This is a genomic window from Alcaligenes sp. MMA (assembly GCF_020907215.1).
Lineage (GTDB): Bacteria > Pseudomonadota > Gammaproteobacteria > Burkholderiales > Burkholderiaceae_B > Alcaligenes > Alcaligenes aquatilis.
Map to the genome: position 1 here is coordinate 1,034,569 of NZ_JAJJPP010000001.1, position 16,263 is coordinate 1,050,831.

Here is a 16,263-nt window from a genome sequence, read left to right on the forward strand (position 1 = left end):
CCTTATTCCACCATTAGCTGCGCCATCATGCCCAGGTCCTCATGCTCCAGAATGTGGCAATGAAACATGCGCAGGCCTGGCAATTCCTGTTGGAATGCCAGTCGGACTGTCTCGTTGGGGCGCAGATTGACGGTATCTCGCCAGGCACGGAATGGCTCCGGGACGGACCTGTTGCCGGTTTGACGTGCCAGAACCTGAAACTGCGTTCCGTGCAGATGGAAAGGATGATCCATATGGGAGTCGTTGATGACATCCCAGTACTGCCACTGCCCTGTCGGGCAACGCAGGTCGATACGGTTCATGTCGTAGACCTGATTGTTGATGCGGAACATGGAGCGCATGGCTGCCATGCCGGGCATCATGGTTTCCTGGTCCATGCCCCCCATGCCCTGATGGTTCATTCCGGGCGAGGCCGCCATGCCAGAGCCGTGCCCGGATGGCATGTCGTGGTTCATGGGCATGACTTCGCTGAACACCACTTTTGCGGTACTGGCGGCAGCAGGAATCGCCGGAATTGTCCGTAGCTGCTCGGGCAGGTCGATTTCCTGATGGCGGATTGTCAGCCCTGCCAGCGTCAAGGTCTCGGGTTTTTCCTTGATCATCATTTTTTGCCTGTCGTAATACAGGGCTTGCAAGCTGCTTTCCAGGTTTTTTCCCGCTTGGATAAAGAACTCCACCCGTTCAGCCGGTGCCAGCAAAATAGACTCTGCGGCGGCCAAAGGCTGTTCCAGCAACCCACCATCTGTACCAACTTGAATCAGCTGGGCGCCGGGGATGTGCAGTCTTAAATAACGGGCAGAGCAGGAGTTCCAGATGCGAATACGTTCTGCTGTGCTGGTCTGGATGCGCGGCTGGCGTTGAGCATTCAACAGCACGAACTGCCCTTCCCTGCCATTCATCCAATCCGGGCCGGTGTTGGCCGGTATATGGCCATTGATGTCCAACCGCAAATCGCTGATCGCCCAATGTTGTTCCGCATAGTCCTTCAATGGGTCTTTGGAAGAGCGAACAATAATTGTCCCGCCCAGTCCATGCGCGACTTGCTCACCACTTTTTCCATGCGGATGCGGGTGATACCAGTAGGTGCCGGCGCAACCTTTGGGCAAAGTAAAGCGGTAGTAGCGGCTTTGTCCTGGTAAGACCGCGTCCTGTGGGTTCCCGTCCTGATCCGAGGGTACGGGCAAGCCGTGCCAGTGAATCGTAGTGGCTTGATCCAGCTGGTTTTCAAACTCGATTTCGACTTGATCGCCTTCGTACAGCTCGATGAGTGGGCCGGGAGCCTGGCCGTTGTATAGCCAAAGCTCGGTGGTTTTGCCATCGGCGAGCACACGTTGGTGGGCGGCCGCAGTAATTTTCGCCTGAAACAGCCCTTTTTTCTGACTACTGTTTTTCAGCACTGGTAGAGCTTGCAGTGCCTGACCTGCCAGCATCTTTTCGACCGGCATCAAGCCTTGCCGAGCCATCATGCCGTGACCGGGCATATCTGCGGGCATGGATCCGTGGTGCTCCATCATGCCCTGTGCCCAGCTTCGTATAGGCAGGCTGCTCAAGAGGCTGGCACCTAAGGTGAGTTTGAAAAAATCGCGTCGTTTCATGGGTTTATCCCTATTAATCATCAATATACATGCGCTGCCCACGCCTAGTGAGCACAGGCTTGTTAGGCTTGGGGCGGTAATTAGAACGAGATGATCAGGACGAGCGCGGAGGTGGCTGGGCGGGGCCAATGAACCGGGAGAGGTAGTCTTGGTGCAAAGGAACGGGAGGGAAAGCGGGCTGCAAGACAATCGCTTCAGGCGGTGGAATCAGTGTCGCAAGACACGCGCAGCAGCCACTTTTTTGCGGGGTGCTGCAATGGTTGGGAGCGCTATGGTGAGATTGCCCCGGCGAGGCGAGGTGCCCTTGAACGGTGCTGTGAGCCGCGTTCTGAGTCGTGGCGTGCGCGGCAAAGTTGGTACCCAGGCCGATGCTGGCAAACAAAACAATAAGGCTGACTACTAAAAGCCAGCCTATGGTTTTGCGAGATGAAATGGGTGCGCGCAGCATGGGTAAAAGCTTAGCACGAGGCTGCTATTGGTCGTTTGCGCTAAAACAGACCGTTACACGCAGTGCTCCATTCATGATGGCATTCGAAGCAGGAGGACGAAGGGATTCAAAGCACGAGGGAGGCGATGAATTGTCCTTGCCTTCGGTTCGGCTGCTCGTTCATTCAAGGCTGGGCTTTGCCTGATTTTTGATTGAAATCCCGCTAAATCGGCCGACACCTTTTTCGGTGATTGAAAGCGCGCCACGCCTATCCTAGTGCATGCTGGCATAGGCTGCTGAATGGGCTCTTCATTGTTCAGGATTGCTCTTGATCAAGCGCCGCTTTAAGCGTACGGGCCGCACTGGCTGGGCCTGAGCTTGCTCCAGTTGCTGGCTGAGCAGTTGGGCTTTCTTGCGCGCTTCTTCATTTTCTCGCTCCAGCAAGGCTGTACGTGTGCGTAGCATTTGTAGTTGTCCCTGCATCTCTTTGGCCAAGCTATGGCTGATATCCAGAGCTGCTTGCATGGCACGACGCTCGCCCTGCTCTTGCCCCAGTTCTTGGCGCAGCTTCTGCATTTGATCCTGCTGCTGGTTCAGCTCTTGTTCGTGAGCCTGACGCTGGGTTTTGTTCGCGTGCTCGGCCTCTTCTATTTGTTGACGCAGTCGCGTTTGAATGGAGCGCTCCTTGTCGATTTCCAACAAGGCACGGCGCTCGTTGGCCTGGGCGCGCTCCTCGGTCAGCTCAATGGCTTTTTGCAGCCGCTCCAAATCCTGGGTGAACTGTTCGCTTTGGCGGCGCAGCTCTTGCTGAACCAACTGCTTTTCGGTTTCCAGCTCGTTTTGGCGTTGTTTGGCGTGCAGCAAGTCTTGTTTCAGAGCCGCTTGCTCCTGACCGGCTGTCTGTAGTGCTTCTTTCAAGCGTTCTATGTTGGCTTGAGCCGTTTTCAAGGCGCCCTGCTCTACTTCCAGTGCCTGTTGTGCTTCCTGGGTTAGGGCTTGAGCCTGTGCGACGCGTTCATCAGCCTGGGTTTGGTAATGCTGCAGTTGCTGTTTCGAGTGCCCCATGGCTTCTTGCCAGATGCGGCCCAGCAGGTCTCCCGTCAGGCTTTGCAATTCTTCTGGCATATCAGCCATATCCAGCCGAACCCGGCTTTTGTCCCGCAAATCTTCCCAGAACGTCTGGAGAGCCTGGGCTGGAGCACTCATGCTGCCTTTACGCACCAATTGGTACAGCTTGTTGGCCGTAGGCGTGACGCCATAGCGAAAAAACAGGAGCGCAGCCACTTCTTTGTACAAAGTCTGCGTATGGCTGAAGCGATCGCGTAATTGGGCCACATCAGCCAAGATTTGGCCCTCATTGGGCTGGTTTTGCTCCATTTTTCCACCTTTGTTGATAATTTAATTAATAATACAACGTAATATATAAAATTATCAACAAATTGAATTCTGTAATTTGACATTATCTCTATAATGTCAAATCTATGGCCTTAAGAAGGCCGGATTGCACAGGGGCAGGTTTGAAAACCCTTCCCTGCTCTCTTAACGCCTCTGTTTTTCTGCTGATCCATGGAAATAGCCAACACGTCACCCTCAACAGAACTGGGATCGGACGATATTGCTCAATTACTGGCCCGTTTTGATGGGCGGCAAGGCGCAAACCGTTCTATCGGTGGGCGGGCGCAGATTGAGGCGCAAACAGATATAGAGGCGTTGCGAGCCTGGTTGGCGCGCTATATAGATAGCCCTCGCACCTATGCGAACTACCGCAAGGAGGCGGAGCGGCTTTTGTTGTGGGCAGTCTTGGAGCGTCGCAAGGATCTGTCCTCGCTTAGTCTGGAAGACATCCTGGCCTATCGTTTGTTTTTGGCAGACCCTCAACCAGCTCATCGTTGGGTGGTTCAAGGACGCGCCCGCCCCGCCCGTCACCATGCGGCGTGGCGGCCCTTTGCCGGGCCCTTGTCTGAAAGCAGCCGGAATCAGGCTGTACTGATCCTGAACTCTTTATTTAGCTGGTTGGTGCAGGCGGGGTATTTGGCGGGCAATCCTTTGGCCTTGTCGCATCAAGGTCGTCGACAAAAAAAAACCACTGCCCCCCAGCAGCGATATTTGAGCCGGCTGCAATGGCGTTGGGTGCAGGATTACATTCAGGCTTTGCCTGAACAGACGCAGAGCGAGTTGCGCTACAAGGCGCGTGTACGCTGGCTTTTCTCTATCCTTTATGGTGGTGCCTTGCGTATTTCCGAACTGGTTCAGGCACGTATGGCCGATGTTCAAGAACGTGCCGATGCGGGAGCGACAGCCCAGTGGTGGCTGCATATCCACGGCAAAGGTGATAAATGGCGTCGTGTGCCTTTGACGCAAGAACTGTTTGGCGAATTGATGCGCTATCGGCAGGCGCATGCTCTGCAGGGTGCCCCGCAGGCCTTGGAGCCCTATCCTTTATTAATGTCGGCTGGCGCCAGTGACAAGCACCTGACGCGGGCCATGGTGCATGTACTGGTCAAACAGGTTTTTCAAGGCAGTGCTGACCGTTTGCGGAATTTGCATCCAGACCAGGAATCTCAGGCCCGCATTCTGGAGCAGGCTTCGGCACACTGGCTGCGCCATTCGGCTGGCTCTCATCTGGCTGATCAAGACGTGGATTTACGCATCATCCGTGACACTCTGGGCCATGAGTCCATTGCCACGACCAATATCTATCTGCATACCGATGATGATCAACGCCACCAGGCGCTGGAGCAATCTCATAGTTTGGGTTGGAAATAAGGGCTTTGGTCTGATCGGCGGCCGGAAAATCAGATGTTAAACGCCAGCAGCAATGCGGTAGGATACGACTCCTGACGTGGCGGTGCGCCAGTTCCAAGGAGCACGTCCCACCCAAGCCCTGCTATAGATGATTGTTGGAGCACCTATCCCTTATGGACACGTTTAATGTCATGCGCACTTTCCGGCGCATTGTGGAGTTGGGCGGGTTGGCCAAGGCCGCCGAGGACTTGGGGATATCGGCAGCCGGCTTGAGCAAGCAATTGCGGAGCCTGGAGGCGCATCTGGACACGGTCTTGATCCAGCGCACCACACGCAGCATGAGTCTGACGGAAACCGGCCGCAGTTACTATGCCGAATGCTGTCGGTTACTGGATGAGCTGGACGCCTTGGAGCGCTCGGTCAAACAGCAATCTCAGCGCGTGGCGGGTACCTTGCGCGTCAATGCGCCCCTGTCCTTTGCGCTTAGCGTTCTGTCGCCCTTGATTACGGATTTTCTGCACAAGTATCCGGACCTGAAGCTGGAGCTGGTCATGGAAGACCGGATTGTGGACGCGGTTGCGCATGGTTTTGATGTGTCGGTGCGTTTGCGTACCAGCCTGGATGATTCCACCCTGATTGCCCGTCGTCTGGCCACCATCGAGCAAAAGCTTTGCGCGGCCCCCGCTTATCTGAAGCTCCATGGTCAACCCCAGACTCTGCAGGATTTACGTCATCACAAAATGATCAGCTACAGCCTGGCGCATACCCAAGGCATTGTTTTTGATAGTGATATTGACAGTGCCCCTAACACGCCGGCTCCTGGCAGTACGGCCTTGCTGTTTTCAGGTGAGCATAGTCAGGTAAATAACAGCCTAATGCTGCGCGACTTTCTGATTGCAGGTTTGGGTATTGGTGCCCTGCCTTCCTTCCTGGCAGATCCGGCCATTGCCAGCGGGCAGTTGCAACGCGTTTTGCCCAAGTTCGTGAATGAGCCACGGCATATTTATGCCGTGTATCCGACCAACCGACACTTGCAACCCAAGGTCAAAGCCTTCGTGGATTATCTGGCCGCTCAACTGCCCGATGTCATGTCCAAAGCCCGGTAAACAGGCCTTTCTGAACCCGGAGTAAAAACTGTCTGCACCGCCACGTGCTTATTCTCCGCTCCGGGGAACGCTATTGTGATGTCCATCTTACAAGGACATCACAATGCACGATCAAACACACCCTGACACGACTCAGCCGCTGGTCTCCCCCTTAATTATTGATTTCTTCCATGATGCCGTCTGTGGATGGTGTTATGTCATGTCGCCACGTCTGCGGCAAGTGGCTGCTGACCTGGGCATCCAGGTCCGCCACCATACCTTTGTTCTGCAAGACAGTCGTGAGCAAATGCTGCGGGCCTTCGGCTCCATGGAGCGCGCCAAACGTGAAATCCTGGGGCATTGGGCCGCCTGCGCTCAACACGACGATACCCAGTCCATCAATATCGAGGGCATGCAGGCACAGAGCTTCGAGTATCCCCACGGTATGCCGTCCGCCTTGGCTTGTCAGGCGGCCTATCTGCTGGCTGGTGAGCAAGGTCATTGGGACTACTTTGATGCCGTGCAGCGCGCGCATCTGGTAGAGAGCCGCAATATCGGCGATATGGACACCCTGCTGGCGATTGCCGTGGCTCAAGGTTTTGGTGGTGAAGCCTTTCTGAGCGCCATGGATAGCGATATTGCTCATCAGCGGGTTCAAACCGATCGCACTCAAGCCGCCAGGATGGGTATCCAGTCCATCCCCACCGTCCTGGTGTCATCGCGCGAGACAGGCCAGGAGCTTGCTCGCTTGCAGACCCAGCCTGCCGACATGCTCAAAAGCCGTTTGCTCGCCTTGCTGTAAACGCGGCCCTCCCCTCTTTCTAACTTACGTTCCCTCTAAGGACATCCCATGTCGATTCGTTTCTCTCACCGTCTTCTCGGTTTATTGTTGGTTGGCGCAAGCAGCATGAGCGTCTCCCTGGCCCATTCCCCCCACCAAGCGAGCAACACCCCGTCTCTTAGTGCTCAGGAAGTAGGCATCAGCCCGTGGGGACCGGATGATGAAATTGGCCGCCTGAATCTGATCACCCCTGCTTCCCGGGCGGCCATTTTGTCTCGCCTGGATGGCAGCAAAGTCTATGACTTGGCGACTGATTACTACCTGGGCATGCCTAGCTGGCAGGATGCGGGTGACCCGCACTATCAGTTCTGGATGACGCACACCCCTCGTGGGACTGAAGTGGATGACCCGATGGGTGTTGGCAAGGACATGAACGCGGTGCGTAGCTATACGGGCACGGCCTTTTCCATGTACAGCCATACGGGGACACATATCGATGCCCTGAATCATTTCGGAATTCATGGAAAGATCTGGAATGGCTTCAAGGCTGATGAGCATCTGGGTGACCGTGGCTGGAACCGCACGGGTATCGAAAAATTCCCGCCCTTGATTGCCCGTGGTGTCTTGATTGATGTGGCCGCCGCCAAAGGCGTAGACATGCTGCCTGACCAATACCGCATCACGCGTCAGGACTTGAAGGATGCCCTGGCCCGCCAAAAAACGGTGCTGAAAGAAGGTGATATTGTCCTGATCCGTACTGGGCGCATGAAGCTCTTTAACGACCCCCAAGCCTATATGAATGCGCCTCCCGGCATGGGGTTGGATGCCGCTCGCTATCTGGTGGAAGAAGGCGGCGCCATGATTGTGGGGGCAGACAACTTGAGCTTTGAGACCTTCCCTTCCGAAGTGCCCGACGACTACGTGCCTTTGCATACGTACCTGCTGGCACAGCAAGGTGTACCGATTATCGAGCTGATTGCGTTGGATGAGTTATCCAAGGACAAGGTCTATGAGTTCGCCTTTATCGGTGGCCCGCTCAAGATCCGTGGTGGTGACGCCGCTCCCTTGCGCCCTGTCGCCATTCCGATTCGCTAATCAAGGAGCCGTATCCAGAGGTACGAGCCGCCTGTTTGACACCTTGAATGTGTTTGCAAATAAGGGCTATCGCGTTTGTCTGCTGTTAGGCAGCGCTCAATATGCTACTGTTGGACGGGTTTGAATGCGCCGGGCGCCTGTTGAAGAGGCGTCCGGCTTTTCTTTATGGAGTGCGTAATGACTTACACCGTTTATCTGTCCGGCGAAATTCACACGGATTGGCGCGAGCAGATTGCCCAAGGCGCAAAGGCCGTTGGACTGGATATCACCTTTACCAGCCCGGTCACCGATCATGATGCCAGCGATGCCGCAGGCGATCACCTAGGGCCGGCCAGCGAAGGTTTTTGGCGTGATCACAAGTCTTCCAAAATCAATGCCATCCGTACCAGAACCCTGATTGAGCAGGCGGATCTGGTCGTGGTGCGTTTTGGGGATAAGTACAAGCAGTGGAATGCTGCTTTTGATGCTGGCTTCTGTGCCGCCTTGGGCAAACCTTACGTGACCTTGCATGCCGAGGACATCATCCACCCATTGAAAGAAGTGGATGCCAGTGCGCAGGCCTGGACGACCACACCCGAGCAGATCGTCGAGATTTTGCGCTATACGCTGAAAGCCTGATTATCAGTACAGGTCGGAGCGTGAGTGTGGCGATATTGTTTTGCCCGATAAACATGCCGCCCATCCGTGGCGGCATTTTTCTGCTCTGAGAGAGAAGAAAAAACCCGTTGTTAAAACAACGGGTTTTAAAGACCTGCGGTACTACGTGTTTTGAGAAGATCTTAATCCAGCTTCACACGACGCAAACGCAAGGCATTGCTAACGACAAAGACGCTGGACAAGGCCATGGCGCCTGCGGCAAACATGGGCGAGAGCAAGGTGCCGTTAAAGGGATACAGCACACCGGCGGCAACGGGAATCAGCGCCACGTTGTAGGCAAAGGCCCAGAACAGGTTTTGACGGATATTGCGCATGGTGGCGTGGGACAAGGCAATCGCGGTGACTACGCCTTGCATGTCCCCCGACATCAAAACCACATCAGCCGCTTCAATGGCAATATCCGTGCCGGTGCCAATGGCAATCCCCACGTCGGCCACGGCCAGCGCGGGTGCGTCGTTAATCCCGTCACCGACATAGGCCAAATGTTGATGGGTTTCGCGCAAGGCCTGGACAGCCTGGACTTTGCCTTCAGGCATGACTTCCGCCACCACTTCATCAATATTCAAGCGGCGGGCAATGGCATGGGCCGTGTGGCGGTTATCCCCGGTAATCATGACTACTTTGATGCCACGGGCATGCAACTGCTCAATGGCGCGCGGGGTGGTTTCCTTGATCGGATCAGCCACAGCCAGCAAGGCAATAACCTGCTTGTTGCGAGCGGCATACATGGGCGTCTTGCCTTCCTGGGCCAGCGTCTGGGCTTGCTCCGTAAAGGCAGACAGGTCTGCACCTAATTGAGTCATCAAGCGGTCTGCACCGACATGCCATTGATCGGCTCCGATTTGAGCCGTGACGCCCAAGCCGGTCAGGGATTCGAACTGCTCGGCTTTGGGTAGCGTGACATGCTTGTCCTTGGCGGCGCTGACGATGGCTTGAGCAATCGGGTGTTCGGAGTAATTCTCCAAAGCGGCAATGGCAGCCAAAGTCTGATCCTGGTTTTCACCCGAGGCGCACACAAAATCGGTCAGCTCGGGCGCGCCTTTGGTCAAGGTGCCGGTTTTATCCACGGCCACGACTTTCACATCGCGCAGTGCTTGCAGAGAGTCCCCTTTACGAAATAGCACACCTGCCTGTGCAGCACGACCTGTTCCCACCATGATGGAGGTTGGTGTGGCCAGACCCATGGCGCAAGGGCACGCAATAATCAGCACGGCCACGGCATTGACCAGCGCAAAGCTCAGTGCGGGCGATGGGCCAAAAATCAGCCACACAATGGCGGTCAAGACGGCCAGTGTCATGACGGCAGGCACAAACCACAGCGTGATTTTGTCGACCACGGCCTGAATCGGCAGCTTGGAGCCTTGGGCCTGCTCAACCATAGAGACAATATTGGCCAGTACGGTGTCCTGCCCTACGGCGGTAGCTTCAAATTCCAGCGAACCTTTTTGGTTTACCGTACCACCGATGACCTTATCGCCCAGGGATTTGGAGACGGCAATCGATTCGCCTGTCACCATGGATTCGTCCACATAGCTTTGACCGGCCACCACATCACCGTCAACCGGAATACGCTCGCCGGGGCGAACCAGGACGATATCGCCGGTATGCAGATCGGCTAAAGGCAGTTCGACTTCCTGTCCGTCACGACGTACACGGGCGGTAGGTGGTTGCAGGCTGAGCAAGCGCTGAATGGCTTCAGAAGTACGGCCTTTGGCGCGGGCCTCCATGACGCGCCCGAGCAAAATCAGGGCCACGATGACAGCGGCGGCTTCGAAGTAAACGTAAACGGATTCGGCAGGTAGCCACTGGGGGGCAAAGGTGGCTACTACCGAGAAGGTATAAGCAGACAGGGTGCCGACAGCGACCAGCGAGTTCATGTCCGGGCCGCCACGCAGCAGAACAGGAATTCCTTTGGTATAGAACTCGCGCCCAGGAAATAGCAAGACCAGCGTGGTGAGAACAAACTGGATCAACCAACTGTTTTGTGTGCCGATGGTGCTGGCCACCCAATGATGAAAGGCAGGCACCATATGGCCGCCCATTTCCAGAATGAAAACAGGTAAGGCTAGAACCAGAGCGAGCCAGAAACGCTTGCGCAGGGTTTCGTAGCTTTGCTCGGCGCGTTCGAACTGGTCGTTTGTGGCGGCAGCCTGAGCCAGGCTAGCGGGATAACCGGCTTTGCTTACGGCCTGAATCAGGTCGGCAGCTTTTACGCCTTGCACGACCTGGACGTGGGCTTTGGCGGTAGCCAGATTGACCGAGGCTTTTTGTACACCGGGCACTTTCAGCAGGGCTTTTTCCACCCGACCTACGCAAGAAGCGCAGGTCATGTCCTGGACATCCAAAACGATGTCTTGTTGGGAAACTTTGTAACCACCCTTTTCCACTGCCTGCATAATCGCTTGGATGGGGGCAGCCCCGTCGTAGTCCACGGTGGCTTTGTTGGTGGCCAGGTTGACCTGGGCCGATTGCACTCCTGGCACTTTGCCAATAATCTTTTCAACCCGACTCACGCAGGAGGCGCAAGTCATGCCTTCTACGTCTAAAGTCAGGCGTGAGCCCTTGTTTGAAGCGCTTGTTGTCATCGAAATCACCCTTCAATGAATCGTCAATGGAGCCACTTTAGGGCTTGACCCGATGGGAAGGTCAAGACGTGATAGTAAATGCCCCCACGCTACGCCTTCGGCTTGCTGCCCCCCGAGGGGGCGTTTTTACCTTGGGGCGGCCCGGCGGTAAAAAATGCCCCCACGCTACGCCTTCGGCTTGCGCTCCACCTCGCGGCCTGCATGCCGCTCGGATTCGTCTGGCGCACAGCAGTCCGCAATGGACTACTGTGTGTCCCGGCTCATCCCCGAGGGGGCGTTTTTACCTTGGGGCGGCCCGGCGGTAAAAAATGCCTCCTCGCTACGCCTTCGGCTTGCGCTCCACCTCGCGGCCTGCATGCCGCTCGGATTCGTCTGGCGCACAGCAGTCCGCAATGGGCTACTGTGTGTCCCGGCTCATCCCCAAGGGAGCGTTTTTATCGGGGGCACCGCGCTTTAGGGCGGCCCGGCGGTAAAAAAAACGCCTCCGAAGAGGCGTTTTAAGGGGGAAGCGACGACTAACTAGCGATTATTCAACTTAGTAAGCAACGAAGGAGCCGTTGTTGTTGTTCCAGTCGTTGGCTTGAGCTGCAACTTGATCACGGCTCAGTTCGGAGCGGGTATCAATACGTGGGTAATCGCTCATGGAACCCGCGCTAACGTAGCCTTGCTCTTGAGCGGTAGCCAGTTCCTGAACCACTTGCTGACGGCTCAAAGGAGCGTCGGTCGATTGAATCGTTGGGTAGTTCAGGTTTTCACCGGTGGCGACGTTGTTGGTGGCTGCCATGGCGGTGCCGCTCAAAGCGGTAGCACCCAGAATCAGGCTGGCGATAGTTGCGCGTGTGATGTTTTTCATTATTTACTCCAAATATCTATGGTGTGTTTTTCGGTTGTTCGCTGTGGTGTTTAGCGAATCGTTAGATGGAGTATGAGCCTTTCTAAACCTAGTAAAAACCCTTAATATTGCAAATGTATTTCCATTCATGGAACAATCCAAATGAGTACCATTATCGCCGGCCCTTTGCTCAACGACATCGCGATCTTCGTGGAAGTGGCCCGCGCTCGCCACTTTAGTCGCGCTGCCCAGGCCTTGGGAATGCCCGTCTCCACGGTGTCACGCCGTATCCGTGAACTGGAAAAAGAAGTGGGGGTGGCTTTGCTAAAACGCAGCACCCGCAATGTGGATGTGACCGATGCCGGGCAAGTGTATTTCGAGCGTTGCCTGGCCGTAGTTGAACAGGCCCGGCTGGCCCACGAGCAGTTGCTGGATGTGGCCCAAACCCCAAAAGGCCGCTTGCGCGTTTCCATGCCGGCTAGCTTCAGCATTGTGCTGATGCCGTCCATTATCCGAGGCTTCAATCAGCAGTACCCCGATATCGAGCTGGAGTTTGATTTGACGATTCGGCCTATTGATTTGCAGTCGGACAATTACGATTGCGTCATTCGCGTGGGTGCTCAGCCCGACTCCAGCGCGGTCGCCACCATGTTGGGACAGATTCGATTGGGGCTGTATGCAACCCGCAATTATCTGGATCGCAAAGGGCGGCCCAAACACCCTTCAGAGTTGGAAGGACACACGTGTATCTGCGCCCGCCCTGCTCGTGCGGATCGTATCTGGTCCCTGCGCGGCCCGAATCAAGAGCGTTATGACGCTGTTGTGGAGGGGGCTATCACTGTGAATAACGCCATCATGATGCGCAAGCTGGCTGTGCATGATTTGGGAATTACCGCCGCATCCTTGCTGGAGCGCCGTCTGGATCCGGATTGTGCGCAACTGGAGCGTGTTTTGCCTGATTGGGAGTTTGCGCCTTTCCCCATTCTGGCGCTATTGCCATCCCGCCTGATGCCACAAAAAACTCGTGTGTTTTTGAACTATTTACGCAGTGAACTGGACCGATTGATGTCGCAACCGGAGCTGGATGTCGCAGCGGCCGGTCAGGCTTATCCCTAAAAATATAAGTGCTATGGCCGTGACGCGCTATTGATCAAAACCTAACTATGCTATTTATAGACGTTTGGCCCCTTTGGCCAAAGCCATGAAGGGGGAACGTACATGAGCGCAACAATTCAAGGCTTGTTGGCAGGACTGGTGATGGGCCTGGCCTTAGGAAGTGGCAACGTGTACTCGCAAACCGTTTTGCTGGAAGCAGTCGAACAAGGCGATAGTGCCAAGGTGCGCGAAATTCTGTCAGAAAAACGAGCACGCGCCAGTGTTAGTGTCAGCGACGATCAAGGGCAAAGCCCTTTGCTACGTGCGACCTGGTTGAACCATGTGGATATTGCTGAGCAGTTGATACGCGCGGGCGCGGATGTGAACCAGACTGACTCCATTCACGACAGCCCTTATCTGGTTGCCGGTGCACAAGGCCGTTTGGAAATTCTACGCATGACTCTGAAAAATGGGGCTGATCTGCGTAGCGTGAACCGTTATGGTGGCACCGCTTTGATCCCAGCCGCTGAACATGGCTATGTCGATATCGTACGTTTGCTGCTGGCAGCGGGCGTAGACCCTAATCACGTGAATTATCTGGGTTGGACTGCCCTGCATGAGGCCATCGTGTTGTCCGATGGGGGGCCAGATCATCAGGAAGTGCTGCGCTTGCTGATCAAGGCCGGGGCGGATGTGAACTTGCCGGATCGTCAGGGTGTGCGACCGTTAAGTTTGGCGCGCCAACGTAGCCAAACCGAGATGGCCGAAATTCTGGAGCAGGCCGGGGCGAATCCCTAAGCCTGGTCTGTTCGTCCCTCTATTTTTTTCTTCTCATCAACAACAATAACGATTTTATGTCTTTTACTCAGACTGCGCCCGCACGGTCGGGCGCATTGGCCAGCCCAGGCTTGTGGCTGGCTTTCGTCATTTTGGTCGGGCTGAACCTGCGCCCTTTTCTGACATCCAGCGGTACTTTGGCCAGGCAGGTGGCCGAAGGCTTGGACATGCCTTTGAGCAGCTTGGCCTGGTTGACCTTGCTGCCTATGATGGTGATGGGGCTGGGGGCCTTTTGCATGCCCTCTTTGCGGCGTGTCCTGGCGCTGCGTCACGTGCTGATGACTTCTTTGCTTTTGCTGTGTCTGGGCTGCGTGTTGCGCTGGTTTGTGCCCAATGGAGCCAGCCTGATTGCCACAGCCCTGATCTGCGGTTTTGGGGTGTCTTTGTTGCAGGCTGGGATGCCCGGTTTGATCAAAGAGCAGTTTCCGCATCATATTGCTCAGGTAACCGGAATTTACTCGGCCACCCTGATGGGGGGTGGTGCTTTGGGCGCGCAGATTACGCCTTTGCTGAGTGCCTTGACGGATAGTTGGCGTATCGCCCTGGCATTCTGGGCCTTGCCCATTAGTGTGGCCTTGTGGATTGCGTGGAAAGTGGTGCCACGCCAGGAGCCGGGCGCGAATTTGTCGCCGCCCTCCTTGTCTTTGCTGACTCGTCCCCGCACCTGGACCTTAATGGTGTGTTTTGGCCTGATCAACGGGGGTTATGCCTCCTTGGTGACTTGGCTAGCGACGTTCTACCAAGATCGAGGCTGGTCAGCGCAATCCAGCGGTAGCCTGGTGGCGGTTTTGTCGGTGGCGCAAGCGATTGCGGCGTTTGGTTTGCCCACCTTGGCGGCCAAGAACAAAGACCGCCGTATGTGGGTATGGCTGGCCCTGGCTTGCCAATGTGTTGGCTTTCTGGCCTTTACTTTTGTGCCCGATATGGCCCCATATTTATGGGCGATTATTATCGGCATCGGTCTGGGCGGTTGTTTTTCTTTGCTGCTGTTGGTGGCTCTGGACCACTTTCCGGATGCGGCTCGTGCCGGGACGTTGAGTGCCTTGATGCAAGGCGGTGGCTTTCCGATTGCGGCCCTCTTTCCCATGATCAGCGTGCAGTTGCGTGAAATGAGTAATGGCTTTCAGGCAGGCTGGCTGTTGCATGCGGCAATGGCGGCATTGGTGGCCATCATGGCCTGGAGCTTTCAGCCTGCGCAATACGCCAAAAAGATGAATCGGGACGACAGTCTTTAAGTCAGTCTGATCATGTAGAAAAAAGCCTGGCTATTGATGTACCCAGGCTTTTTTATCGCCTTGGAATTTTGTGGTCTAGCCGTTGACCGCAGATGCTGCGTTTGTCTTTTCTTATCTAAATGATGATCGTAAGATGGCGTGGAAAATCGCAATCCTGCGCAGCCAATAAAAACGGCCATCCTTGGATGACCGTTTCCCTGTGTGTCAACACCCTGCTTATTCTTTTGGTGCGCCCGCCATGATCCAGTCCACGACTACCTGGATGTCCGCATCGGAAATGGCCGGATTTGCAGGCATGGGTAAAGGACCATAAACCCCCTTGCTACCTTGACGAATATGCTGGGCAATCACCTCAGCATTGGCCGGATCGCTCTTGCGCATGGCAGCAATGTCTTTATAGGCAGGACCGACCACTTTCCTGTCCACCGTGTGGCAGGACAGGCAAGCGTTTCTGGTCAACACATCCTGGACCGATTCAAAACTGGCTTGGGCTGCCTGAGCACTGAAACCGGCACTGAACAAGGCTGTACAGACCAGTAGCTGCTTTACACGCATGAGGGGTATCTCCTAATTAAAAGGCTGGTGGGCCAGAACGGTGGGCGAGAAAGGTGCGTCGCACTTGTATTTTTCCGCACATAAGTGGGGCTATGTGGCATGCACATCGTGATCATACGGTTATGATAGAACAAGCTTTCATAAATTGCGGTGGGTCTTGATGCTGATCAAGCGAGTCGCTGCGCTTATTCTGTAATGTCCTAGTAGAAGTTAGTGCTTCATACTTAAACAGTTCATACACTACAAGAGGTCTTCATGCTTAATGTTCTCGTTCCTGTCGATGGCTCAGATGCTTCCACGCGCGCTTTGAAAGCAGCGGTTGAGATCCTAACGGGCAAACCAGAAGCCACTTTGCACGTACTGGCTGTTCCTACACCGATCGTGTCGGGCAACGTTAAACGCTTTTTCTCGGAAGACGTGTTGCAGGCGTACTACCAGGATGAAGGCAGCAATGCGCTTTTGCCTGCGCGCTCCGTGTTGGCTGGCTCGCCCTTGAAAGTCAAAGAGAGCATTATTGCCGGTAACGCCGCTCAAACTATCAAAGAATATGTAGAAAATAACCAAATCGATCACGTTGTGATGGGGACTCGCGGTCTGAGCGCCCTACCCGGCCTGGTGCTGGGTTCGGTTACAACCAAGGTGCTGAGCCTGGTGAATGTGCCCGTCACCTTGATTAAGTAATTGAGCTGATTGTTCAGTCTCGGCAGGCCGTCCTTGAGACGGCCTTTTTTATGACTGT

The 16,263-nt window shown here is 55.2% G+C and carries 15 protein-coding genes; 10 read left to right on the forward strand and 5 right to left on the reverse strand.

The window, feature by feature from the left end; genetic code table 11:
- Positions 1-2: 2 nt before the first annotated feature.
- Positions 3-1,595 (reverse strand): multicopper oxidase family protein, encoded by a 1,593-nt coding sequence (locus LNA76_RS04650; protein WP_230018148.1) that lies wholly within the window; start codon positions 1,593-1,595, stop codon positions 3-5.
- 271 nt (positions 1,596-1,866) lie between these two features.
- Between LNA76_RS04650 and LNA76_RS17955 the strand changes: the two genes are divergently transcribed.
- Complete coding sequence (locus LNA76_RS17955; RefSeq protein ID WP_268253668.1) at positions 1,867-1,998, forward strand: hypothetical protein; 132 nt, start codon at positions 1,867-1,869, stop codon at positions 1,996-1,998.
- Positions 1,999-2,331: 333 nt separating this feature from the next.
- Here LNA76_RS17955 and LNA76_RS04655 read toward each other — a convergent pair whose 3' ends face one another.
- Entirely contained in the window at positions 2,332-3,399 is a 1,068-nt protein-coding gene (locus LNA76_RS04655; protein WP_230018151.1) for a DNA-binding protein, read from the reverse strand.
- A gap of 189 nt (positions 3,400-3,588) precedes the next feature.
- Here LNA76_RS04655 and LNA76_RS04660 point away from each other — a divergent pair, with 189 nt between their 5' ends.
- The 5 genes from LNA76_RS04660 to LNA76_RS04680 all read left to right on the forward strand — a co-directional run bounded on the left by LNA76_RS04660 (position 3,589) and on the right by LNA76_RS04680 (position 8,346).
- Positions 3,589-4,788: a tyrosine-type recombinase/integrase gene (locus LNA76_RS04660; RefSeq protein WP_230018153.1), complete on the forward strand. Its 1,200-nt coding sequence runs from the start codon at positions 3,589-3,591 to the stop codon at positions 4,786-4,788.
- A 152-nt stretch (positions 4,789-4,940) separates the two neighbouring features.
- On the forward strand, positions 4,941-5,873 hold the full coding sequence (locus tag LNA76_RS04665) for a LysR family transcriptional regulator (protein ID WP_230018155.1): 933 nt from the start codon (positions 4,941-4,943) through the stop codon (positions 5,871-5,873).
- A 103-nt stretch (positions 5,874-5,976) separates the two neighbouring features.
- A complete protein-coding gene (locus LNA76_RS04670; protein ID WP_230018157.1) occupies positions 5,977-6,654 on the forward strand; it encodes a DsbA family oxidoreductase in 678 nt (225 codons plus the stop codon).
- Positions 6,655-6,759: 105 nt separating this feature from the next.
- A complete protein-coding gene (locus LNA76_RS04675; RefSeq protein ID WP_420866720.1) occupies positions 6,760-7,728 on the forward strand; it encodes a cyclase family protein in 969 nt (322 codons plus the stop codon).
- Positions 7,729-7,905: 177 nt separating this feature from the next.
- The gene (locus tag LNA76_RS04680) at positions 7,906-8,346 is read left to right on the forward strand and encodes a YtoQ family protein (protein WP_230018159.1); all 441 of its coding nucleotides are present in this window, start codon (positions 7,906-7,908) and stop codon (positions 8,344-8,346) included.
- A gap of 161 nt (positions 8,347-8,507) precedes the next feature.
- Here the strand turns inward: LNA76_RS04680 and LNA76_RS04685 are convergent, their stop codons facing one another.
- Together LNA76_RS04685 and LNA76_RS04690 are read right to left on the reverse strand one after the other, a co-directional pair.
- Entirely contained in the window at positions 8,508-10,970 is a 2,463-nt protein-coding gene (locus tag LNA76_RS04685; RefSeq protein ID WP_230018161.1) for a heavy metal translocating P-type ATPase, read from the reverse strand.
- Positions 10,971-11,505: 535 nt separating this feature from the next.
- Positions 11,506-11,823, reverse strand: a complete 318-nt coding sequence (locus tag LNA76_RS04690) for a DUF4148 domain-containing protein (protein ID WP_094196710.1) — start codon at positions 11,821-11,823, stop codon at positions 11,506-11,508.
- Positions 11,824-11,964: 141 nt separating this feature from the next.
- On the opposite strand from LNA76_RS04690, the gene LNA76_RS04695 reads away from it, so the two are divergent.
- The 3 genes from LNA76_RS04695 to LNA76_RS04705 all read left to right on the forward strand — a co-directional run bounded on the left by LNA76_RS04695 (position 11,965) and on the right by LNA76_RS04705 (position 14,969).
- On the forward strand, positions 11,965-12,918 hold the full coding sequence (locus tag LNA76_RS04695; RefSeq protein WP_094196709.1) for a LysR family transcriptional regulator: 954 nt from the start codon (positions 11,965-11,967) through the stop codon (positions 12,916-12,918).
- 102 nt (positions 12,919-13,020) lie between these two features.
- A complete protein-coding gene (locus tag LNA76_RS04700; protein ID WP_094196708.1) occupies positions 13,021-13,695 on the forward strand; it encodes an ankyrin repeat domain-containing protein in 675 nt (224 codons plus the stop codon).
- Between the two features lie 56 nt (positions 13,696-13,751).
- Complete coding sequence (locus tag LNA76_RS04705; RefSeq protein ID WP_125276830.1) at positions 13,752-14,969, forward strand: cyanate transporter; 1,218 nt, start codon at positions 13,752-13,754, stop codon at positions 14,967-14,969.
- Positions 14,970-15,185: 216 nt separating this feature from the next.
- Here LNA76_RS04705 and LNA76_RS04710 read toward each other — a convergent pair whose 3' ends face one another.
- Complete coding sequence (locus LNA76_RS04710; RefSeq protein ID WP_108727495.1) at positions 15,186-15,524, reverse strand: c-type cytochrome; 339 nt, start codon at positions 15,522-15,524, stop codon at positions 15,186-15,188.
- Positions 15,525-15,779: 255 nt separating this feature from the next.
- Here LNA76_RS04710 and LNA76_RS04715 point away from each other — a divergent pair, with 255 nt between their 5' ends.
- Entirely contained in the window at positions 15,780-16,205 is a 426-nt protein-coding gene (locus LNA76_RS04715; protein ID WP_230018165.1) for a universal stress protein, read from the forward strand.
- Positions 16,206-16,263 lie beyond the last annotated feature (58 nt).